Origin of the sequence: Labrys sp. KB_33_2 (assembly GCF_052114505.1) — a bacterium.
GTDB lineage: Bacteria > Pseudomonadota > Alphaproteobacteria > Rhizobiales > Labraceae > Labrys.
This window is the reverse complement of record NZ_JBFREW010000016.1, coordinates 138,564-161,171: the sequence shown is the minus strand read 5'-3', so window position 1 is coordinate 161,171 and position 22,608 is coordinate 138,564. Positions and strand designations below refer to the sequence as shown.

General features: G+C 63.0%; 21 protein-coding genes. 19 read left to right on the top strand and 2 right to left on the bottom strand.

What is annotated here, in order from left to right:
• Nucleotides 1-6: 6 nt before the first annotated feature.
• Nucleotides 7-1,575 (bottom strand): amidohydrolase, encoded by a 1,569-nt coding sequence (locus AB4037_RS26405; protein WP_441773489.1) that lies wholly within the window; start codon nucleotides 1,573-1,575, stop codon nucleotides 7-9.
• A 134-nt stretch (nucleotides 1,576-1,709) separates the two neighbouring features.
• On the opposite strand from AB4037_RS26405, the gene AB4037_RS26400 reads away from it, so the two are divergent.
• From AB4037_RS26400 to AB4037_RS26360, 9 genes are all read left to right on the top strand, one after another.
• Nucleotides 1,710-2,618 (top strand): LysR substrate-binding domain-containing protein, encoded by a 909-nt coding sequence (locus AB4037_RS26400; protein WP_434956831.1) that lies wholly within the window; start codon nucleotides 1,710-1,712, stop codon nucleotides 2,616-2,618.
• 118 nt (nucleotides 2,619-2,736) lie between these two features.
• Nucleotides 2,737-3,870, top strand: a complete 1,134-nt coding sequence (locus tag AB4037_RS26395; protein ID WP_441773488.1) for an ABC transporter ATP-binding protein — start codon at nucleotides 2,737-2,739, stop codon at nucleotides 3,868-3,870.
• A 97-nt stretch (nucleotides 3,871-3,967) separates the two neighbouring features.
• Nucleotides 3,968-5,083 carry an ABC transporter substrate-binding protein gene (locus AB4037_RS26390; protein WP_441773487.1) on the top strand — a complete coding sequence of 372 codons (1,116 nt, stop codon included), beginning with the start codon at nucleotides 3,968-3,970 and terminating at the stop codon, nucleotides 5,081-5,083.
• A gap of 61 nt (nucleotides 5,084-5,144) precedes the next feature.
• Nucleotides 5,145-5,984 carry an ABC transporter permease gene (locus AB4037_RS26385; RefSeq protein ID WP_434956834.1) on the top strand — a complete coding sequence of 280 codons (840 nt, stop codon included), beginning with the start codon at nucleotides 5,145-5,147 and terminating at the stop codon, nucleotides 5,982-5,984.
• Nucleotides 5,981-6,793, top strand: coding sequence for an ABC transporter permease (locus tag AB4037_RS26380; RefSeq protein WP_434956835.1), 813 nt, complete (start codon nucleotides 5,981-5,983; stop codon nucleotides 6,791-6,793). The genes AB4037_RS26385 and AB4037_RS26380 overlap by 4 nt, the downstream gene beginning before the upstream one ends.
• A 148-nt stretch (nucleotides 6,794-6,941) precedes the next feature.
• Entirely contained in the window at nucleotides 6,942-7,709 is a 768-nt protein-coding gene (locus AB4037_RS26375) for a peptidase (RefSeq protein WP_434956836.1), read from the top strand.
• 201 nt (nucleotides 7,710-7,910) lie between these two features.
• On the top strand, nucleotides 7,911-8,318 hold the full coding sequence (locus tag AB4037_RS26370; RefSeq protein ID WP_441773486.1) for a DoxX family protein: 408 nt from the start codon (nucleotides 7,911-7,913) through the stop codon (nucleotides 8,316-8,318).
• A 363-nt stretch (nucleotides 8,319-8,681) separates the two neighbouring features.
• Nucleotides 8,682-9,077, top strand: coding sequence for a DUF930 domain-containing protein (locus AB4037_RS26365; protein WP_434956838.1), 396 nt, complete (start codon nucleotides 8,682-8,684; stop codon nucleotides 9,075-9,077).
• A gap of 29 nt (nucleotides 9,078-9,106) precedes the next feature.
• Nucleotides 9,107-9,850, top strand: coding sequence for an MOSC domain-containing protein (locus AB4037_RS26360; RefSeq protein ID WP_441773485.1), 744 nt, complete (start codon nucleotides 9,107-9,109; stop codon nucleotides 9,848-9,850).
• Nucleotides 9,851-10,090: 240 nt separating this feature from the next.
• On the opposite strand, the gene AB4037_RS26355 is transcribed toward AB4037_RS26360, so the two are convergent.
• Entirely contained in the window at nucleotides 10,091-10,690 is a 600-nt protein-coding gene (locus AB4037_RS26355; protein ID WP_441773484.1) for an exopolysaccharide biosynthesis protein, read from the bottom strand.
• Between the two features lie 423 nt (nucleotides 10,691-11,113).
• On the opposite strand from AB4037_RS26355, the gene AB4037_RS26350 reads away from it, so the two are divergent.
• From AB4037_RS26350 to AB4037_RS26305, 10 genes are all read left to right on the top strand, one after another.
• A complete protein-coding gene (locus AB4037_RS26350; RefSeq protein ID WP_441773483.1) occupies nucleotides 11,114-11,608 on the top strand; it encodes a (2Fe-2S)-binding protein in 495 nt (164 codons plus the stop codon).
• 152 nt (nucleotides 11,609-11,760) lie between these two features.
• Nucleotides 11,761-14,130 (top strand): xanthine dehydrogenase family protein molybdopterin-binding subunit, encoded by a 2,370-nt coding sequence (locus AB4037_RS26345; RefSeq protein WP_441773482.1) that lies wholly within the window; start codon nucleotides 11,761-11,763, stop codon nucleotides 14,128-14,130.
• Nucleotides 14,131-14,223: 93 nt separating this feature from the next.
• Complete coding sequence (locus AB4037_RS26340; RefSeq protein ID WP_434956843.1) at nucleotides 14,224-15,021, top strand: FAD binding domain-containing protein; 798 nt, start codon at nucleotides 14,224-14,226, stop codon at nucleotides 15,019-15,021.
• A 112-nt stretch (nucleotides 15,022-15,133) separates the two neighbouring features.
• On the top strand, nucleotides 15,134-15,694 hold the full coding sequence (locus tag AB4037_RS26335; RefSeq protein WP_441773481.1) for an O-acetyl-ADP-ribose deacetylase: 561 nt from the start codon (nucleotides 15,134-15,136) through the stop codon (nucleotides 15,692-15,694).
• Between the two features lie 191 nt (nucleotides 15,695-15,885).
• Nucleotides 15,886-16,803, top strand: a complete 918-nt coding sequence (locus AB4037_RS26330) for an AAA family ATPase (RefSeq protein WP_434956845.1) — start codon at nucleotides 15,886-15,888, stop codon at nucleotides 16,801-16,803.
• Nucleotides 16,804-17,024: 221 nt separating this feature from the next.
• Nucleotides 17,025-18,242 (top strand): vWA domain-containing protein, encoded by a 1,218-nt coding sequence (locus AB4037_RS26325; protein WP_441773480.1) that lies wholly within the window; start codon nucleotides 17,025-17,027, stop codon nucleotides 18,240-18,242.
• A gap of 243 nt (nucleotides 18,243-18,485) precedes the next feature.
• The gene (locus AB4037_RS26320) at nucleotides 18,486-18,827 is read left to right on the top strand and encodes an XdhC family protein (RefSeq protein ID WP_434956847.1); all 342 of its coding nucleotides are present in this window, start codon (nucleotides 18,486-18,488) and stop codon (nucleotides 18,825-18,827) included.
• Between the two features lie 38 nt (nucleotides 18,828-18,865).
• Nucleotides 18,866-19,594, top strand: coding sequence for an XdhC family protein (locus tag AB4037_RS26315; RefSeq protein WP_441773479.1), 729 nt, complete (start codon nucleotides 18,866-18,868; stop codon nucleotides 19,592-19,594).
• Between the two features lie 10 nt (nucleotides 19,595-19,604).
• A complete protein-coding gene (locus AB4037_RS26310) occupies nucleotides 19,605-21,221 on the top strand; it encodes an NTP transferase domain-containing protein (RefSeq protein ID WP_441773478.1) in 1,617 nt (538 codons plus the stop codon).
• 432 nt (nucleotides 21,222-21,653) lie between these two features.
• Nucleotides 21,654-22,607 carry a branched-chain amino acid ABC transporter permease gene (locus AB4037_RS26305; RefSeq protein ID WP_434956850.1) on the top strand — a complete coding sequence of 318 codons (954 nt, stop codon included), beginning with the start codon at nucleotides 21,654-21,656 and terminating at the stop codon, nucleotides 22,605-22,607.
• The last annotated feature ends 1 nt before the right edge of the window (nucleotide 22,608 follow it).

Sequence of the window (22,608 nt, the reverse complement as noted above, 5' to 3'; positions counted from 1 at the left end):
TTTTCATCAGGTGGGGATCCACCATTCGCGCCCGCGAACGGTGGTGACATATTCAGGCCAGCGAAAGCCGATCGGCGGCGGATAATCGGCCAGCGGTGGGATCCAATTGGAGCCGCCGACGCCGCCTCCGGTACGTTCCTCGAATTCGCGACGGGCGGCGGCGCGCGCCTCCCCGTCCTCGATCAGACGAAGGGCCGAGAGCGCGATCGTCTTGGCAGCGGTCGTCACCATCGGATCGATGGTGGCAGGCATGCCGCCCAGCGCATTCATCACCCAGCCCGGATAGGTGTAGCCCTCCGGCGCCCTGAGGGCCGGCCGGGCCACGTAGAAGCGCGCCGTCGGGGCATGCCAGCTCATGTCGGTATAGTCGTCCGAGGTCGAGTTGAGCTGCGAGGGCGGCAGATCCCGCCGCAGGATCGCCTCGGCTTCCTGCGGGGCGATCAAACGCTCGCATTCGGCCAGGAAGGGCTTTTCCATCGGCTCCAGGCCAAGATTGACCTGGATCTCGCGGGCGAGCCGGCAGGCTTCCTCGCCCCAATGCGGCGCTCCAACCGTTGACATCGCGTCCCACACCACGTTGGCGATGGCATGGTTGGCCAGGCCCGGGCGCGACTTGCACACCCAGTGGCGCTCGTAACGGCAGCCGGTCATCTTTGCCGCCATCTCCGCATTGCGGTCGAGCATGGCAGTCGCCTGCTCGGCCATGTCGAGGGTGGGCATGCGCATCATGTACTGGATCTCGGCGAGGCCCGCGGGGAGATTGTCCGCCGTCGCCTGGCCGGCCGTCAGGATCGCCTCGCTGATCGACCAGCCGCCCTGATGGGTCAGCATGGAATCGCGCAGGGCCTTGGAGGCCATGTACATCATCATCAGCGCGTCATTGGCGCCGGGCGCGCGCACGGCGGAATGCGATTGCGGGATCGGTGCTCCCGCCGCCCGGTTCCAGGCTTCCGGCTCGTCGCAGACAAAGCGGTAGATCATCGAATAGGCGGCGCCGCAATGGGTATCCCAACGCACCGTGTTGCACATCGGCAGCATGTAGAAGGGATGGAAGGAGAGCATGCCGTCGAGGCCGTCATAATAGCCCTTGGCGGCATGGAGGGGCTTGGATCCCCTCACCTTCTCGGCCGGTTCGCCAGTGAAGCGCAGCGTGCCGGCGAGGCCGTGGCGCTCCATCGCCTGTTTGGTGGCGAGCAGGCCGCCAAGGCTGGAGGTGCCCAGCGCCGAATGGGGGTCGGTGTGGCCGCCGGCGTGCTCGCTGAGGCCCGGGCGCGGGCGCTTGACGGTGGCCGCATCCTGACAATTGCCAGGCACCGCGTCATATTCGGCATACATGCCGATAACAGGCCCGCCCGGTTTGCTGGTCCAGTGCGCACAGAAGGCCGTCGGCATGCCGGCCGAACCTTCCTCGACGGTAAAGCCATGCCGGCGCAGGAGATCGACATACCAGCGCGCGGATTCGTATTCGCGCCAGGCCGTCTCGCCGAGGTCGAAGATGGTGCGCGTCCAGGTCGACAGATCACCGGCGATGGCATCGACATGCGCGAGCGCCGTTTGCTGAGCTGAACTGGTCACATTCCACCTCCCTGATTGCCATGGAGGATAAGCGGTGAACAACGCTATCAAAAAGTGATAAGTTTTGCTTGTTTGAGCAAATTCCATTCACCAATTCGATACCCACCCAGGGCGCGAGATTTCCGGAGCCTCCTTTGCGTATTCCCTCCACCCAAGCCCTGCGCGCCCTCGACAGCTTCGCGCGCCACGGCAGTGTCTGGCGCGCCGCCGAAGAACTCTTTCTCACGCGCAGCGCCGTCAGCCATCAATTGCGTTTGCTCGAGCGCGATCTAGGCTTCGATCTCCTGGAGCGCAACGGCAAGGGCGTAATGCTGACCGCGCGCGGGCGCCACTATGCCAACGAAGTGCGCAAGGCGCTCACGGTGATCGGCGACGCCTCGCTACAATATGGCGGCAGGGGCGTCGCCGGCACGCTGCAGGTGAGCTGCACCCCTGGTTTCGCATCGCTGTGGCTGTGCACCCATATCGCGGAATTCCAGGAGATGTACCCCGACGTGTCATTGCGCGTGGTGACGCCGCGGCGGCTCGACGACGTCTCCAATCCCGATGTCGACCTCTTCATCACCTTCGGTGATGGCAACTGGCCCAACCGGGCCGTCGAACTGCTGTGCGAAGTGCAGTTCACACCGTTGTGCAGTCCCGCTTTGCTCAACAAGGTCGGTGGTCTCAACGAGCCCTCGGACGTGCTGAGGGCGCCGCTGCTTCACCTGGGCGACTTCGACGATTGGACGCGCTGGCTGGCGCTCGCCAATGTCGAGAATCCCAATGCCGAATGCGGCATGATCTTCTCCGACATGAATCTCGTCTTCGCCGCGGCCACCGCCGGCCAAGGCATCGCCATGGGAGACGAGTTGACCTGCAACACCGCCATGAAGGCCGGCCAGTTGGTCCGCCCCTTCGACCTCGCCATCAAGTCCCCCCGCTCCTATTTCCTGGTGATGGAGCATGCTAAGGCCGGCCATGCCGTGTCGCAGGCCTTCGCGGATTGGTTGAAGTCGGCTTTGGCGCAGACCAGCTCGACGCATCGTTCCAATTATGCTTGAGCGCCTGTAGCGGGCTACCCGTTGGGGTGAATCAAATTTTTCCCCAGAGGCAACAACATTCAATTGTCGTGAACGATAATCACGCTTAGGCTTTGAACGGTTTTCCGGGAGGATATGCATGGCGCAAAGCGGCGGGGTAGCGGCCGGCAAGGCAGCCGGTCATTCGAGCATCGAACACGCTGCCGAGATCCGGGCCCAAGGCATCGGCAAGACATTCGGCAAGTTCGCGGCGCTCAAGGACGTTTCGCTCACCATTGCCCGCGGCGAGTTCCTCACCCTGCTCGGGCCATCGGGCTCCGGCAAGACCACCTTCCTGATGATCCTCGCCGGTTTCGAAAAGCCCACCGTCGGTCGCCTCACCCGCGACGGGACCGATATCACCACTCTCTCCGCCGAAGAGCGCGCCTTTGGCATGGTGTTCCAGGGCTATGCGCTCTTCCCGCACATGACGGTGGAACAGAACATCGCCTTCCCGCTGCATATCCGGAAGATGCCCGGCGACGAGATCCGCCGCCGCGTCGGCGAGATGGTGACCCGCGTCGGCCTCTCCGGCCATGGCCACAAGCTTCCCTCCAAGCTTTCCGGCGGCCAGCAGCAGCGCGTGGCACTGGCGCGGGCGCTGGTGTTCGAGCCGCCTGTGCTCCTGCTCGACGAGCCCTTCTCCGCCCTCGACAAGAACATGCGCAACTCGATGCAGGACGAGGTCAAGCGCCTGCACGAGGAACTCGGCACCACCTTCATCTTCGTCACGCATGACCAGAGCGAGGCGATGGCACTCTCCTCGCATGTGGCAATCTTCAACCATGGCCAACTCCTGCAGGTCGGCACGCCGCAAGAGGTCTATGAGAAGCCGACCAACCGTTTCGTCTCGGAATTCCTGGGCGACATCAACCTCCTGCCGCTGCACGACGTCCAGCGGGAAGCCGGCAACGCCCGCGGCTCCTGCGATGGAGTCCTGCTCGACGTGCCGTCCCAGACCCATGTCGGCAAGACCGGCATCCTGGCCATCCGCCCGGAGCATATGGATATCTCGGTGACCCCTCAGGCGGACGCCGTCAATTGCCTGGCCGGCACCGTGACGGCTTCGACCTATCTCGGCTCCGCCACCAAACTGTCCCTTGCGACCAGGAGCGGCACGCCGGTCAGCCTGACCCTGCCGACGGACAAGGCGACACAAGCCCTGGCGAACGGGCCGGACCTTTGGCTTACCTGGCCGAAGAGCAAGGGCTTCCTGTTGCCCGAAGAGGCCTGAGCCCCAGTTCTATCCGACGGTAAATCCAACAAGAACAAGCAATTAAAGCATAATTCCCACCATCCGCCTTCAGAGACCCAACAGGGGAACATCGGCTATGAATGAAGCCTTCCAGAAAGACTGTCTCGAAATCCTCGCCTCGAAGGTCGAAGCCGGCCAGATCAGCCGCCGGCGCTTCGCCCAGCTCGCCGCCATGGTGCTTGCCGGCGCGCCCTTCGCCCTGCGCGCCGATCCGGCCCGTGCCGATGGCGGCCAGTTGGTGCTGGTCAACTGGGGCGGTGACGCAATCAAGGCCTACGATGCCGCCTATGGCCAGTCCTTTCTCAAGGATACCGGTATCACCGTAAAGGAGGATGGCAGCGGCCCGACCGAGGGCGGCATCATCGCCCAGTCCAAGAGCGGCAAGCCGACCTGGGACATCGTGGACGCCGACCCGTTCTCCGCCATTTCCCTGGGCAAGCAGGGCATGCTCGAGCCCATCGACTATAATGTGGTCGACAAGTCCAAGTTCCGGCCTGGCTTTGGCTGGGAGCATGCCTCCTCGACCTATTTCTTCTCCTATATCATCGCCTATGACGCCTCCAAATATGGCGACAAGGCCCCGACCGGCATGGCCGATTTCTTCGACGTGCAGAAATTCCCGGGCAAGCGTTCGCTCTACAAATGGGGCGCCGGCATGTGGGAGGCGCTCTTGCTGGGTGACGGCGTCGCACCCGAGAAGCTCTACCCTCTCGACCTCAAGCGCGCGCACGACAAGCTGGCCGCCTTCAAGGAAAACATCGTGTCCTATTGGGGTGGCGGCGCCGAGAGCCAGCAGGTGCTGCTGAGCGGCGATGCTTCGATGGCCCTGATCTGGTCGACCCGCGCCTCCATCCTGGAAAAGGATTCCGGCGGGCAGGTCAAGTTCATTTGGGACCAGGGCCTGATCTCGCCTGGTGCCATGGCGGTGATCAAGAACAACCCCGGCGGCAAGGACAATGCGATGAAGTTCATCGCCAGCGCGCAGGATCCCAAGAAGCAGCTGGTGATGTTCGACATGCTCGGACAGGGCCCCGCCAATCCGGCGACCGACGCCCTCATCCCCGCCGATCAGAAGCGCCTCAACCCGGTCGATCCGGTCAATATCGGCAAGCAGGTGGCGCTCGACATGAACTGGTATGCCGAAAATTACGGCGCGGCGCTGGATGCCTACACCAAGATCATTTCGGCCTGACCTTTCATCCACTGCCCGGGCAGGACCCAAGCCCGGGCAGTGAAGACATGCGAGAGCTTTCATGCACAAGCCTTTGTCTTCGCTCTCATTCCTGGTTCTGGCAGGACCGCTTCTGGCGTTCCTGACGTTGGTCTATCTCATTCCCTTCCTTGGCGTGGCCCAATGGAGCATCACGCTGCCCGAACCGGGATTGACGCAATATCAAAGGCTTGCCGGCGATCCCTTGGTGCTCTCGGTCTTCCTGCGCACCTTCCGTATCTGCGCCATGGTGACGGTAATCACCGTCATCGCCGCCTACATGATCGCCTATGTCTGGGTGCGCGGTACGCCGATGCAGCAGCGCCTGGCGGAACTGTGCATCCTCATCCCCTTCTGGATCTCGGTGCTGACCCGCGCTTTCGGCTGGCTCGCTTTGCTGTCCAATCGCGGCCTGGTCAACAGCTGGCTCCAGAGTCTGGGCTTCATCTCGGAGCCGCTGACGCTGGTGCGCAACGAATTCGGCGTCATCATCGGCATGTCGCATTTTCTTATTCCCTTCGCCGTGTTTCCGCTGGCCTCGGCCATGCGCAGCCTGGATGAGCGCGTCTTCCTCGCGGCACGCGGCATGGGAGCCGGTTCGATGCGCATCTTCTGGTCCGTTTTCGTGCCGATGACCTTTTCCGGCATCATCGGCGCCACGCTCATCGTCTTCGTGTTCGCCCTCGGCTTCTTCGTCACACCCGCCATTCTCGGCGGCGGCCGCAGCGTGATGGTGGCCGAACTCATCTATCTGCGCATGTTCCAGAGCCCGGACTGGGGCCTGGGCGCGGCGATCAGCGTCACGCTGGTGGTGATCGTGGCGGTGCTGATGGGCCTGCTGTTCCGCTATGCCCGCCTCGGCGATACGGGAGTGTCCAAATGACGTCGCACCGCCCCGGCCTGATCGCGCTCACCGCGGCCGCCCTCGTCGCCATTTTCCTGCTGCTGCCACTGCTGGCCGTGGTGCCGGTGTCGTTCACGGCGGCCCGCTATCTGTCGATGCCCAACGGTAATTATGCCCTGACCCATTACCGTACGCTCTTCACCAATCCGGACTGGGCCAATGCCATCCTGCTCAGCATCCGCATCGGCGTGGTCTCGTCGGCGCTTGCTACCACGCTGGCGACCTTGTTCTGCGTCGGCATCTGGATGTTCCGCCCCCGCTTCAGCGCGGCCCTTGTCGGCTTCGTGCTGCTGCCGATGATCGTGCCGCCGGTCGTTTCGGCGATGACGCTCTATTTCCTGCTCACGGGACTGTCCCAGGTCAGCTCCGCCATCGGTTTCGATACCTGGCTCGGCGTCGTGCTGGCCCATGTGGTGATGATCGTCCCCTTCTGCGTGGTGCTGATCCTGGTCTCGCTCAGCCAGGTCGACCGGCGCATCGATCTGGCCGCCCGCGGCATGGGCGCCAGCGTCTGGCAGCGCGCCACCAGGATCATCCTGCCCAACATCAAGTTCGGGCTGCTGACGGCGGCTATGCTCTCCTTCGTGCTGTCCTGGGAGGAAATCGGCGTCACCCTCTTCATCACCAGCGTGAACGCCATCACCCTGCCCCGGCTGATGTGGAGCGGCGTACGCGACAACATCGATCCGGCCATCGCCGCGATCTCCGTCATCCTGATCGTGCTGACCACGCTGGTGCTGGTCCTGCGCATGGTCTATTCGAGCCTGCGTTCCGCGCCGAAGCACTAAAAGGTTGCCCTGCCGCCTTTTGCCGCTGTCTCGACCGACGTTGCGCCCGTAGGCGGCAAACGAATCTTGCTCTATGGGAAGATCGCTGCAGCCTGGGGTTCGGGTTCGCATGGGGGCACCGCCGGCGGGCGGCTTGGGAGTTCAGTCGATGACCTATTGCGTCGGGATTTCGGTTCGCGAGGGCCTGGTGATGATCGCGGATACGCGCACCAATGCCGGCATCGACAACATCGCCACATTCCGCAAGCTGCACGTGTTCGAGGAGCCGGGCGAGCGCGTGCTGGCGGTTTGCACCTCGGGCAACCTGTCCGTTAGCCAGGCCGTATTGGACCACATCCAGGAGGGCCTGGAAAATCCCGATACCGGCGCCGTCGACACATTGATGAGCATGCCCAGCATGTTCAAGGCCGCTCAGTTGATCGGCCGGGCCATCCGCGCCGTCTACGCCACCGATGGCCGCAGCCTGGAGGAACATAACAGCCGCTTCGACGTGGCCTTCCTGTTCGGCGGACAGATCAAGGGCGGCAAGATGCGACTCTTCATGATCTATTCTGCCGGCAATTTCATCGAGGTTACGGTCGATACGCCCTATCTGCAGATCGGCGAGCACAAATATGGCAAGCCCATCCTCGACCGCGCCGTGAACTACGAGACGGAAATGCCGGATGCCCTCAAGGTCGGCCTGATCTCGATGGACTCCACCATGCGCTCCAATCTCGGCGTCGGCATGCCGATCGACATTCTCACCGTGCGGCGCGACGCGCTCAAATCCGAGATCAGCCATCGCATCGAGCCGGGCGAGCCCTATTTCCACGATTTGCGCGAACGCTGGTCGGCAGCCTTGCGGGCGGCCCACATCGCCATTCCCAGACCGCCCTACATCATCGGCAAGACAGGCGTGCTCGACACGCCCTGAACCATAACGCATCGGCGCATGTCCTACGGCCAGACAGCGGGACGCCGTGGAAAATCCGTCAAGTCTGGAATGAAGTTAAACAAGAACGTGATGGTTCGTGATCGCCTTGCCGGTCGCGCGGGCTGGAAAGACACCAGCGGGTGACCTAAGGCTGCTCTTCCCCTAGAGCAAAACGCTTTAGCCATCCACGGACGGAGCAGCATGTCACAACCATCGACGCAATCGACCCTCCAGGCCTATGCGCCGACCATCCTTTCCCTTGTTCGCATCGTCGCCGGCCTGATCTTCCTGGCGCACGGCACCCAGAAGCTGTTCGGTTTTCCGGCACTCCCGCCCGATCGCGAGATCGCGCTCTTCAGCCTGATGTGGTTCGGCGGCATTCTCGAGGCCTTTGGCGGTCTGCTCATCGTGATCGGCCTGTTCACCCGCCCCGTCGCCTTCATCCTTTCCGGGCAGATGGCGGTGGCCTATTTCATGTTCCACGCACCGAAATCCTTCTTCCCGGCGCTGAATGGCGGAGACGCCGCCATCCTCTATTGCTTCCTCTTCCTCTATTTCGTTTTCGCCGGCCCCGGATCGATCAGCGTGGATTCGGCACGCAGACGGTAGGATCGAACCGCAGCCACCATGCGGATATCCAGGTCCGCCATGGATCGACAAGGGGCGGATGAAGCGTTAGGTTGCGCTCCCTGAATCGGCGCGGGATTGAATTGGGTTGAAACCGAACCCATTTCGCCTGGGCCGATCCTCCTCGCCATGGAAATGGCCACCTCGGCCACCGGGGCTGGTCGCCTGGAACAGGAAGCGTGGTCACGAAACGCTTGTTGTTCCGGCCCCTCCATTCCAAATGCAGCGCGCTTCCCGGGCCTTTGCCCGATCGCGCGATGCATGGTGAGGATCATGGCCAATACCGGGCCCGTGCCGGTCGTTCATGCGATCCGGCATAGGCCTGTCTCCGCCCGGACTGGATGAATGAAATCGACGCTGCTTTCGATCGCCCTGATCGCCCTTACCCTGACACCTGCTCTAGCGCGCCAGAACAACCGGACCGAAGCCGGTCTCGCCAAACTGGCTCCCGCCGATCGGTTTCAGCAGGCCTGCGACATTGAATTGATGGAAAGGCTGCGCCACGAATCCCGGCCCTACAAACCCGACAGCGTCATCGCCTATGCGCTGGGGGATCCCCATGTGACGGGCGACACCCTCAAGGGCGATGGCGGCGCCTTCCGCAGCGGCGGGATCTGGTACCAATATTCCTTTAGCTGCGAAGCGACACCCGATCGCATGAAGGTGATATCTCTGGACTACAGGATCGGCGAAGCCGTGCCGCGCGACCAATGGGATTCCCACGGCCTCTCCATCCACTGATCCTTCGCAACCTCCGGCGGCGAGCAGACATGAGCCGAGCAGACATGAGCAAGGACGGTTCGATCGGCATCATCCGCCGGATCCAGCGTTTTCCGGTCAAATCCATGGGCAGCGATGCCCTCGACACGGTGGAGCTGCGCTGGAACGGCCTGGCGGGCGACAGGCAATATGCCTTCGTGAAAACCAATGACCGCGGCCGCTTCCCCTACCTCACTGGCCGGGATCTGCCGGATCTGCTGCGCTATCGCGCCCGCTACCTCAAGCCGGAAGATCCCAAGGCCTCGGCGCTAACCGTGGCCTCGCCCAAAGGCGGCGAATACGACATCGACGATCCTGCTTTGTGCCGGGAGTTGAGCGAGGCCGCCGGCGAGCCCGTGCATCTGATGCAACTCGGGCGGGGCCATTTCGACAGCGCCGTCCTCTCGCTGGTCAGCACGACCACGGCAGGGCGCCTGGCGCAGGCCCATGGCGACGACATCGATCTGCAGCGTTTCCGCATCAACCTCCTTGTCGAACCCACGGATACCAAGACCTGGGAGCGCGACTGGCTCGGCAAGCGGGTCGCCATCGGCAATCAGGAGGTCCGGCTGCGCACCGACCGGCCGATCGACCGCTGCGTGATGATCACCCTCGACCCTCAGACGGCCCAGCGAACGCCTGCCATCATGAAGACGGTCGCGCGTCAGTTCGCCAACCAGATCGGCATTTACGGCACCGTGGAGCAGCCCGGGCCGATCAGCCAGGGCGACAGCATCCGCTTCATCGAAGCGTAATTGCTTACGGGGTTTGCGCCGCCCTCAAACAGGACTTGTCCGAACCGCCAGTCTCATACCAAAAGCCTCGAAAATGCCGACGCATTCTCGGCTGGTAATTGCTTAAGGTCGTCCAGCCCCTCAACGGTAGGAGGTGAGCAGTTACCGCGGCTTGAACACCTGACGATTTTCAACACCAAATCAAAAATTTGGCGAAAATCGCCTGAAGAAACCGAGAGTCACTTTCAATGGCTCCTGGTATCAGAAGACCGCCAGAGCGCCCTGGAACATCAGATAGCCGAGGCCGGCCGTGATCAGCAGGCCCACGCTGGTGGCGACATAGCCGGCGAGGATCACCGCGCCGTCGCGCTCCACCAAGCCGAGACCGAGGATGCAGATCGGGATACCGAGCGGGATAGCACCGATGACCGGAATGGCCGGAAGCAGTGCCAGGCCCAGGACAAACCCGACTATGCCGATGATACGACGCGAGCGTGCATCGGCGAAAGGCGCCAGGCGAGGCGTGGCGAACCGCTCGACCCACTGGATCCACGGCTCCGCCCTGGTGACGAGCCGCTGCAGATCCTTTCGGGCGAAACTGCGGCGGGCCAGGAATTGCGGCAACCATAGATTGTCGCGGCCGAGGATCATCTGTGCGGCGATCAAAGTAATGATGAAACCGCAAACGGTGGCAAGGCCGGGAATGGGCAGGCAGATCGGTATGCCGAACAATAGGAACAGAATACCGAAGGCGCGGTTGCGCATGGCGGCCGTCAGGTCACCGAAATAGATACGGTCCTCTCCTTCCGCCGAAGCGATAGCCGCAAGGAGTTCGGATGTTCTGGGGTTACGCGGTTCCAAAATAAGGCTGACTCGTGAGATCCTTGCCGGGCTTATAGTGGGACTCTGCGACAATTTCGAGATGATTGTGGTGTCCAATTCCAAACTGGGCGTCGCACACGTCATTTGCGGATGGGTGTTGTGCTTTTGCCGCACAGTTCCCTTCGCAGCACAGCGTACCATGCTGCATCGCAAGGACTTCGCACTCGTGCTTTCTTGTCGCAGGGGCCCGTTCGCCTGCTTTGTTCGAAAAATCGAAAAAATCGCGAAAAACCCCGTGAAAACGGCCCTCAACTTTTCAAGCTTGTCACTTGACCACCGAAAAGAGGGGGTCCAGACTGGAATTATTCCGATCTGCTATATGAGAGTCTTCCGTTCAGGCCGCCAAATGAATGACGGCGAACATAGAGAGGACAACAGATCGCGAACCGGTTGGAGGACCCCATGGCTTCCGTTTCGCTTCTCGTCAATGGACGGGAAATTACGGCTGATATTGATCCACGTACATTGCTTGTCGATTTTCTGCGCGAGCATCTGAGGCTTACCGGCACCCATGTCGGCTGCGATACCAGCCAGTGTGGTGCCTGCGTGGTGCATATCGACGGCAAGGCCGTCAAATCCTGCACCACCCTCGCCGTTCAGGCCAGCGGCGGCTCAGTGACCACCATCGAGGGTCTCGCCAATAATGGCCAGCTCCACCCGATGCAGGAAGCTTTCAGAGACAATCACGGCCTGCAATGCGGCTTCTGCACGCCCGGCATGATCATGACCTCGGTTGCCATGGTCGACCGGCTCGGCGGCGATCTCGACGAGACCACCATCCGCCATGAGCTCGAAGGCAATATCTGCCGCTGCACGGGCTATCACAACATCGTCAAGGCGGTGGCGGCAGGTGCCAAGGCGATGACCGAAGGCGAAACGCTACAGGCGGCCGAATAACCCTATTCTCTCCTGGGATGCGTCACCTCGAACAAGTTTGGCGGCCTATAGGCACCATCGGCTGACGCTCCAACCTCGAGCTTTTCATCGACTCTCTCGGCGAAGCCTTTGTTTGCCGGGGATTATTCCAATCCTGATGGGGAGAGAATGTTATGAACGCCACAGGCGTGGGCGCACCGGTGCGCCGCAAGGAAGATTTCCGCTTCATTACCGGCAAGGGCAACTATACCGGCGACATCAATCGCCCGGGGCAGGCCCATGCCTATTTCCTGCGCTCGCCGCATGCCCATGCGGCGATCAAGTCGATCGACATCGGCGCGGCCCGCAAGCTGCCGGGTATCATCGAGATCCTCACCGGCGAGGATCTGGCGCAGGACAAGATCGGCGGCCTGATCTGCGGCTGGATGATCCACTCCAAGGACGGCTCGCCGATGAAGGCCGGCGCCCATCCGGCCCTGGCGCAGGGCAAGGTGCGCTATGTCGGCGATCACGTCGCCGTCGTATTGGCCGAGACCCTGGCCCAGGCCAAGGACGGCGCCGAAGCCATCAACGTCACCTATGAGGCACTCCCTTCCAGCGCCGATACCGCCAAGACCCAGGCCAAAGGCGCGCCCCAGGTCCACGCCGAAGCCGAGAACAACACGGTGTTCCAGTGGCACCTCGGCGACAAGGCGGCCTCCGACGCGGCCTTCAAGGCCGCCAAGCACATCACCAAGCTCGACATCGTCAACAACCGGCTGGTGCCCAATGCCATCGAGCCGCGTGCCGCGCTCGGTGATTACGATTCCGGCACCGAGGCCTATACGCTCTACACCACCTCGCAGAACCCGCATGTCGCCCGCCTGGTGCTCTCGGCCTTCATCGGCATTGCGCCCGAACACAAGCTGCGCGTGATCGCCCCCGACGTCGGCGGCGGCTTCGGCTCCAAGATCTTCATCTATGCCGAGGAGACGGTGTGCGTGTGGGCCGCCAAGCGCATCGGCCGGCCGGTGAAATGGACCGGAGACCGCACCGAGGCCTTCCTGGCCGACGCCCATGGCCGCGACCACGTCACCCACGCCGAACTCGCCGTCGACGCGAACAACAAGATCACCGGCCTGCGCGTCCACACCATCGCCAATCTCGGCGCCTATCTGTCGACCTTCTCCTCCAGTGTGCCGACCTATCTCTATGCGCCGCTGTTGTCGGGGCAGTACGATATTCCGGCTGTTTATGCCGAGGTCGACGGCGTCTACACCAACACCGCCCCCGTCGACGCCTATCGCGGCGCCGGGCGGCCGGAGGCGACCTTCGTGGTCGAGCGTCTGGTCGAGGTGGCGGCGCGCGAACTCGGCCTCGATCCCGCCAAGTTCCGCAAGAAGAACTTCGTGAAGTCCTTCCCGCACCAGACTCCGGTGATCATGACCTATGACGCCGGCGATTATAATGCCTCGCTCGACAAGGCGATGGAGCTGCACGACGTCAAGGGTTTCGGCGCCCGCCGCCGTGCCTCCGAGCGGGCCGGCAAGCTGAGGGGCCTGGGCTATTCGGCCTATATCGAGGCTTGCGGCATCGCGCCCTCGGCCGCCGTCGGCTCGCTCGGCGCCGGCGTCGGCCTGTGGGAATCGGCGGAGATCCGCGTCAATCCGATCGGCACCGTCGAGGTGCTGACGGGCTCGCACAGCCACGGCCAGGGCCACGAGACGACCTTTGCCCAGTTGGTCTCCGACCGGCTCGGCATTTCCATCGACTCCGTCGCCGTCGTGCATGGCGATACCGACAAGGTGCAGTTCGGCATGGGTACCTACGGCTCGCGCTCCGGCGCGGTCGGCATGTCGGCCATCGTCAAGGCGGTCGACAAGGTCATCGCCAAGGGCAAGAAGGTCGCCTCCTATGTGCTGGAAGCGTCGGAGGACGACATCGAGTTCAAGGATGGGCGCTTCTCGGTGGCCGGCACCGACAAGGGTCTCGCCTTCGGCGAGGTGGCGCTGCAGGCCTATATCGCCCATAAATTCTCCGGCCAGGACCTCGAGCCCGGCCTGAAGGAAGGCGCCTTCTACGATCCCACCAACTTCACCTTCCCGGCGGGCGTGCATATCTGCGAAGTCGAGATCGATCCCGATACCGGCGTCACCACCATCGACAAATGGACGGCGGTGGACGATTTCGGCGAACTGATCAACCCGATGATCGTCGAAGGCCAGGTGCATGGCGGCATCGCCCAGGGCGTCGGCCAGGCTCTGCTCGAAGGTGCTGTTTATGACAAGGACGGCCAGCTCCTGACCGCTTCCTTCATGGATTATTGCATGCCGCGCGCCGACGACCTGCCCTCCTTCAATGTCGGCATGACCAAGACAGTCTGCCCCTCCAACCCGCTGGGCATCAAGGGCTGCGGCGAGGCTGGTGCGATCGCGGCACCACCAGCGGTGATGAATGCCATCACTGACGCCATCGGTCTCGAAGACATTGCCATGCCGGCCTCCCCCCAGGTCGTGTGGAACGCCGTCCAGCGCGCCGCCAAGGGCAAGAAAGCCGCGGAATAAACGGAGGCGGGTCTTTGGACCCGCCTGGAACCACGAACCGATCAAGCAAGGCGGGTCTGAAGACCCGCCCCCCAGTCTAACCGGGAGCCTCCCATGTATCCGTTCACCTATCAGCGCCCGACTTCCGTCCGGGGAGCCGTCGCCGCCCTCGCCAAGGCCGAGGACGCCAAACTGCTCGCTGGCGGGCACACCTTGCTGCCCACCATGAAGCAGCGCCTCGCCAGCCCCACCACCCTGATCGACCTCACCAAGATCGAGGGCCTCAGCGGCATCGAGGTGAAGGGCCGAAACCTCATCATCGGGGCCACCACCACTCATGGCGAGGTGGCTGACAGCGCCACTGTCGGCGAAGCCATCCCGGCGCTCGCCGCTCTTGCCGGCATGATCGGCGATCCGGCGGTGCGTTCGCGCGGCACCATCGGCGGCTCGATTGCCAACAACGATCCCGCCGCCGACTATCCGGCCGCCGCCCTGGCTCTCAACGCCACCATCATCACCAACAAGCGCAAGATTCCGGCCGACGAATATTTCACCGGCCTGTTCGACACCGCGCTGGAGGAAGGCGAGATCGTGACCAAGATCTCCTTCCCCATTCCGGCCAAGGCTGCCTACCAGAAGTTCCCCAATCCCGCTTCGCGCTACGCCCTGGTCGGCGTGTTCGTGGCCAAGAAGGGAAGTTCGGTACGCGTCGCCGTCACTGGAGCCGGCTCCGACGGCGTGTTTCGCCACACCAAGGCGGAAGAAGCCCTGTCGTCGCGCTTCCACGCCAAGTCGCTCGATGGGGTGAGCCTGTCGTCGAAGGGGCTCAATGGCGACATTCACGCCAGCGCCGACTATCGCGCCCATCTGATCGGCGTTCTGACCAAGAGAGCCGTGGCCGCGGCGAAGTGAGGTAAGCCGAGAACGCGAGCGTCCTCTGGGATCGCAGGTGTCTCGCCTGCTCTTGGCAACGGGACGCTCGCGGAAAGGAAGATGCAGGCGAGACGCCTGCGGTCCCAGGATCATGCCCGAACCAGAATTCTTCACGGATCTTGCGAAAACCCGCCTTGAAGTGGTGATCGCCAACATCACCACGCTCGCGGTGGACGCCATCGTCAATGCCGCCAACACCTCCCTGCTCGGCGGAGGGGGTGTGGACGGCGCCATCCATCGCGCCGCCGGACCGGAACTGGTGGCCGAGTGCCGCATGCTGAACGGCTGCAAGGTCGGCGATGCTAAGATCACCGGCGGATACCGGCTGCCGGCCCGCCACGTCATCCATACCGTCGGCCCGGTCTTCAATGGCGGCGGCCAGGGGGAGGCGGCGAGGCTCGCCTCCTGCTATCGGCGCAGCCTGGAAGTCGCTGCTGCCAACGCCATTGCCTCCATCGCCTTTCCGGCCATCTCCACCGGGATCTACCGCTATCCCGCCGACGAGGCAGCCGGCATCGCCATCGCGACCGTGACCGATACCCTGCCGTTGCTCACGGCGCCCCCTTCGCTGATCGTGTTCTGCTGCTTTGACGCGGGCACGGCCACCCATTACCGCCAGGCCTTCGCGGATGCGGGCCTCGCCCCCTTCTGATGCCGGAGGGCTCAAGAACCGATATCCCACGGTTTCGCTTCGACCTGACGGGACTCGTCCTATAGAGCAAAGTGCGATATCTCTGAATCGTACTTTGCTCTAATTCTTTGTTTTTACGTGTTTTCTTAATCGAAAAGTCTTTCAACTTTTCTGGAAAACACTCTAATGCCGGCAGATTTCAGGAGTTTGCCTTGCCTACCCCCCTTCCCGCTTCCATCGACGCAACAGCCGCCCTGCTCGCCGAGGCCGATTACGTGGCCGGACGAGACCTTGCCACCGTTTTGTTCCTTGCCCTGCGCATGGGCCGACCGCTCTTCCTGGAAGGGGAAGCCGGCGTCGGCAAGACCGAGATCGCCAAGGTGCTGTCCGCGACGCTGGGACGCCCCTTGATACGCCTGCAATGCTATGAAGGCCTCGACATCGCCTCGGCGGTGTATGAATGGAACACCATGGCGCAGATGATCGAGATCCGCCTGGCCGAGGCCGGCGGCAGCGTGGACCGCGCAAGCCTGGGCTCCGATCTCTTCTCCGAACGCTTCCTGATCGCCCGGCCCATCCTGGAGGCTGTGCGCCCTCAGGCCGGTGGTGCGCCGATCCTGCTGATCGACGAACTCGACCGCACCGACGAAGCCTTCGAAGCCTATCTCCTGGAGGTCCTCTCGGATTTCCAGGTCACCATCCCCGAATTCGGCACGGTCAAGGCGGAATCCCCGCCCATCGTGGTGATCACCTCCAACCGCACCCGCGAGATCCATGATGCTCTCAAGCGGCGCTGCCTCTATCACTGGGTCGACTACCCCAGCGCCGAGAACGAGCTCGAGATCCTGCGCCGCAAGGTACCCCATGTACCGGCCAAGCTGTCGCGCGAACTGATCGGCTTCGTACAGGCACTGCGCCGGGAGGACCTGTTCAAGTCCCCGGGCGTCGCCGAGATGCTGGATTGGGCCACCGCCCTGACCGAACTCGACGCTGTGGCGCTCGATCCCGCCCTCGTCTCCGACACGCTCGGCGTGCTCCTGAAATATCAGGACGACATTGCCCGCCTCTCCGGCAGCCAGGCCAAAAGGCTGATCGACAGCGTCAAGGCCGGGGCGCAGACCCATGCCTGAAGGTTGCAGCTTCCTGGCCGAGACGCGCGTTCTTTACCCTCTCCTGGAGGGGGAGGGTCGACGCGAAGCGTCGGGGTGGGGTGAAAAGGTGCGGTCTTGCCGGACTTGGATTGGCGAGACGGAATTCTTGCGAGGTGGTCACCCCACCCCGGACCTCCGGTCCGACCCTCCCCCTCCAGGGGAGGGTAGAAAGTCGTCCCGTTCATCCATGGCGGGAGTGGATGATGGCTGACCCCATGCCAATCACGCCCAGCCGCCTTGCCGACAACATCGCCTATTTCGGCCGCTTGCTGCGCGACGCCGGCCTGCCGGTCGGCCCCGCCAGCGTGCTCGATGCCATCCGGGCGGTGGAGACGGCAGGCCTCGGCGCCAGGCAGGATTTCTACTGGACGCTGCACAGCGTTTTCGTGACGCGGCATGAGCAGTCCCTGCTGTTCCGCCAGGCCTTCGAGTTGTTCTGGCGCCAGCGTGCCCTCACCGAAAAGCTCATCGCCATGATGTCTCCCCAGGCGGTGGCGATGAAGGAACCGCCCAAACCCAAGGCCGGTGCCCAGCGCGTCAACGACGCCTTCTACAAGGAACCGCCTCGCGAGGTGGAGGAAAAGCAGCTCGTCGAGTTCGACGCGCGCCTGACCATGTCGGAGCGCGAGATTCTCAAGCAACGGGACTTCGCCCAGATGACCGCGGAGGAAATCGTCGCGGCCAAGAAGGACATGGCGCAACTGCGCCTGCCCTTCGACATCCAGCCGACGCGCCGCCTCAGGCCTGGGGGCAGCGAGGTCATCGACCTGCGAAGGACGTTGAGGGCTGCCATGCGCAGCGGCGGCGATCTCGTCACCATCGCCTATCGGCAAGCCGGCGAGAAACACCCGCCCCTCGTGGCGCTTTGCGACATATCCGGCTCGATGGCGGATTATTCCCGCCTGTTCCTGCATTTCCTGCATGCGATCTCTGAAAAGGGCCGGCGCGTGCATGCCTTCGTCTTCGCCACGCGGCTGACCAACATCACCCGGTCCCTGCGCACGCGTGACCCGGACGAAGCACTCGAACATGCCTCCCGTGCCGTCAGGGACTGGGATGGCGGCACCCGCATCGCCCATTGCCTGGAACGTTTCAACAAGGACTGGTCGCGCCGCGTGCTCGGCCAGGGCGCCACGGTGTTGCTGATCACGGACGGGCTGGAGCGCCAGGTCGATCCCGGCCTCGCCAAGGAGCTCGATCGCCTGCATCGCTCCTGCCGTCGCCTGATCTGGCTCAATCCGCTACTGCGCTTCGATGCCTTCGAAGCACGGGCCGCCGGCATCAAGGCCATGCTGCCGCATGTTGACGAATTCAGGACCATTCACAATCTGAGGAGCATGGGCGATCTGGTGAAAGCCCTCGACCGCAAGGCCGATGCCTCAGCCGATCCCAAGAGTTGGTTAAAACGCGTTGGTTGACGGGCGATACAGCTCACTTAAGGAGGAAACCTTCCAAATTGTCATAGCCGGGCTTGCCCCCAACCGGACCGGTTGTCCGCTGTAGATCCACAAGCCACCCGCGCAACAGGACCCAAGCCTGAATTGTGGGGTCAAGCCTGGATTGCGGGATCAGGCCTGGCAATGACAAAGGTTGTGCAAAACTCCAAGACGCTCAAGTGAACTGCATTGCGGCTGAAGGCCCTGTTTCAAGGAGCAATTTCGATGAGTGATACTGCCAGCAATTTCGCCTCCGACACCGACATCCTCGCCAGCGCCCAGCACTGGCGGGAACAGGGCAAGGGCGTCGCCATCGCCACCGTGGTGGAGACCTGGGGCTCGGCACCACGGCCGACGGGCTCGAACCTCGTGATCGACGAGGACGGCAATTTTCTCGGTTCCGTCTCCGGCGGCTGTGTCGAAGGTGCGGTGGTCACCGAAGCACTCGACGTCATCCAGCAAGGCAAGCCGCGCCTGCTCGAATTCGGCGTCGCCGACGAGACCGCCTGGCGGGTCGGCCTGTCCTGCGGCGGCACCATTCGGGTCTATGTCGAGAAACTGGACTGAAGGCCCCCTTCTTTCGCAACATTCCCGCAGGCTCTGCCATGAAACTTGCCACCCTCCAGGCCCTCAACCGGGCCAAAGCCGCCCGCAAGGCCGTTCTTCTCGTCACCGATCTCGACACAGGTGAGGAACGTCTGGTCGAGGAAAGCGCGATCCCGGCCGATCCGCTCGCCTCCGTGCTTTCGCAGCAATTGCGGCAGGGTCGCTCCGCCACGATCGAGCAGGACGGCAGGCGCCATTTCATCACTGTCCACGTGCCGCCGGTACGTCTGGTGATGATCGGCGCCGTCCATATCAGCCAGGCCCTGGCGCCCCTGGCCCGACTCGTCGGCCAGGATCCGATCATTGTCGACCCGCGCACCGCTTTTGCCACGCCCGAGCGCTTTCCCGGTGTCAAACTGTTCGCCGAATGGCCCGATATCGCCTTGCCTCCCCTCGGCATAGACCATTACACCGCCTTCGTCGCCCTGACCCACGACCCGAAAATCGATGACGGAGCGCTGATACATGCGCTCGAACGCGATTGCTTCTATGTGGGAGCGCTTGGTTCGCGCAGGACGCATGCGCGCCGCATCGAAAGGTTGTGCGAGGCCGGGGTTGGCGAGGCGGCGCTGGCACGTATCCATGCGCCTATCGGCCTCGACATCGGTGCCATCAGCCCGGCCGAGATCGCCGTCTCGATCATGGCCGAGATCACGAGCGCACTTCGATTGGAAAGCGGCGAGAGGCAACCCAGGCCACCCGCCCTGTCAAAACCCTGTTATAAGTGATTGTTTTTTCATGTTTTTCGGTGAAATTTCTATCGATCAGGCTCTAGGCGGCGTTGCTGTCCATTCGATCCGCAAGGGCGGGCTGGTCCTCAAGAAAGGCACGCATATCCGGCCGACCGAAATCGAAGCGCTGCGCCGCGAAGGGGTCGAGTCCATCGTCATCGCCAGGCTCGATCCCGGCGATGTCGGCGAGGACATTGCCGCCGAGCGCATCGCCGCAAAACTGAGAGGCCATGGCGTGCGAGTAGCCGAGCCTTTCACCGGCCGGGCCAATCTGTTTGCCGAACAGGCCGGCGTGCTGGTAATCGATCGCGACGGCGTCGACAGGGTGAACGCCATCGACGAGAGCATCACCTTCGCAACTCTGCCCGCTTTCGATACGGTCAAGGCCGGCGAGATGATTGCGACGGTCAAGATCATCCCCTTTGCGGTCGAGGCTCCGACATTCGAGCGCGCGCTCGCCAGCCTGGGTGCCCCGATCATCCAGATCGCTCCCTTCCGCCCGCTCAAGGTCGCTGCCGTCTCCACTCTGCTTCCCGGCCTGAAGGAAAGCGTGATCGCCCGCACCCTCCAGGTCCTGAAAGAGCGCCTGGCGCCGGCCGCGGCCAGGCTCGTCCTCGACGAAAGGGTGCCGCACCAGGCCCCTGCCCTGGCGCAGGCGCTCGAGCGCGCCAAGGCGGCGCAGGCCGATCTCACCATCATCTTCGGTGCCTCGGCCATTGCCGACCGGCGCGACGTCATTCCCGCGGCCATCGAGATATCGGGTGGCGCCGTCGAACATTTCGGCATGCCGGTCGATCCGGGCAATCTCCTGCTGCTGGGGCGTTCCGGCACAATGTCTGTGCTGGGCGCACCCGGCTGCGCCCGCTCGCCCAAGGAAAACGGCTTCGACTGGATCCTGCATCGACTGCTGGCCGGCCTGCCGGTCACGCGCGCCGACATCGTCGGCCTCGGCGTCGGGGGCCTGCTGATGGAGATCGTCAGCCGTCCGCAGCCGCGCGCCGCCGCCGAAAAGCCGGGCGCGAGCCCTCCGACCGTCGCGGCCATCGTCCTTGCCGCTGGCCGCTCCACGCGCATGGGCGGCCCGAACAAGCTGCTGGAGGACTATGCCGGCAAGCCGCTCGTCCGCCACGCGGTGGAAGCGGCGCTTGCCAGCCGGGCCAGTTCGGTCACGGTGGTCACCGGCCATCAGCAGGCGGAGGTTCGTGCTGCCCTTGCGGGGCTGGCTGTTACCTTCGTGCATAATCCGGCCTTCGCAGACGGCCTCTCCACCTCGGTGCGCGCCGGCATTGCGACCCTTCCTGTCGAATGTGACGCGGCCCTGATCGCGCTGGGCGACATGCCGCTGGTGGATGGCGCCCTGCTCGACCGGCTGATATCGGCCTTCGAACCCGACAAGGGTGCCCTCATCGTGCTCCCCGTCACGCAGGGGCAGCGCGGCAACCCGGTGATCTGGGCGCGGCGATTCTTCGATGAGCTGCAAGCCATCGAGGGCGATGCCGGCGGCCGACAGATTCTCAAGGCGAACAGCGATGCGGTGGTCGAGATTCCCGTCTCTTCGATCGCCGCGAGCTTCGATGTGGACACCCAGGAGGCGCTAGCGCGGTTGCGACAAATCCCAACCTGACATTTTGTTGCTAAGCCCGGCGCCGGCGCTTTCGTCTACACAGTATGTGCGCAATTATTCAGCAACATTCTTTCCCTTGATGAAGGATAGTATGGCCATCGAAATTTCTGTGTGGATCTAGACGAAATCTAACAGCCATTACACGTTTGTACGACTGGAGCCATTCAGCCGCTAAATCGTTTTTTCGGCGTTACTAGGTCAAAATTGACGCTTCCGGCGCCAGCCGACGCTATAAAATTCGCCGGGCTGCATAAATATTTCGTGATTTCCAGAAACTTCGCCTTCGAGACCACCACGGTGATTGTCAGTTTGCAAAGCGCTTGCTATGACAGGAAATCGTCGAATGACTGCCTGTCTCTTAGGCAAAAATCCCGCCAAAGGGAGACCAGGAGAAGCAAGGACGGCGTCGACAGAGGGGAAAGTTTGTAGACGATGGCAGAGTTTTTACAGCAGCTCATCAACGGGCTGGCGGTAGGATCGCTATATGGTCTCATCGCCGTAGGTTACACGATGGTGTTCGGCATCATCGGCATGGTGAACTTCGCTCATGGCGATCTGTTCATGCTCTCAGCGATCATCGCCTTCATCTGTTTCGTGATCCTGGTCACCTTGCTCGGCCTTTCGTCGGTCATCGTGGCCTTGCTGGTGGTGATGGCAATCGGCATGGTCCTCACCAGTGTCTGGAACTGGGCCATCGAGCGCATCGCCTACCGTCCTCTGCGCGGCTCCTTCCGCCTTGCTCCCCTGATCTCCGCCATCGGCGTCTCCATGGCACTGTCGAACTTCGTACAGGTCAGCCAGGGCGCCGAGTCCAAGGCGATCCCCCACGCGGTGGACGCCGCCCTCAGCGCCAAGTACCAGATCTGGTCGGAGGTCTCCGCGGACGGGCGCGCCATGGACGCCTCGCTCTCTCTCAAGGCCATCCTGATCTTCGTCACCACCGCCGTGTTGCTGGCGATCTTCTGGTACATCGTGTCCAGGACCTCGCTCGGCCGCGCCCAGCGCGCCTGTGAGCAAGACCGCAAGATGGCCGCCCTGCTGGGCGTCGATGTCGATCGCACCATTTCCATCACCTTCATCATGGGTGCGGCCCTGGCCGCCGTTGCCGGCCTGATGTTCCTGGTGCTCTATGGCTCCGTGAACTTTCGTGACGGCTTCGTGCCTGGTGTGAAGGCCTTCACCGCCGCGGTGCTCGGCGGCATTGGCTCCCTGCCCGGCGCCGTGCTGGGCGGCATGCTGATCGGCCTGATCGAGAAACTCTGGGAAGGTTCCTTCGAGGGCGACGTTGCGGCCTATCGCGACGTCGCGGTGTTCTCCGTGCTCGCCATCACGCTGATCTTCATGCCGCAAGGCCTGCTGGGACGCCCCGAAGTGGAGAAGGTGTGAT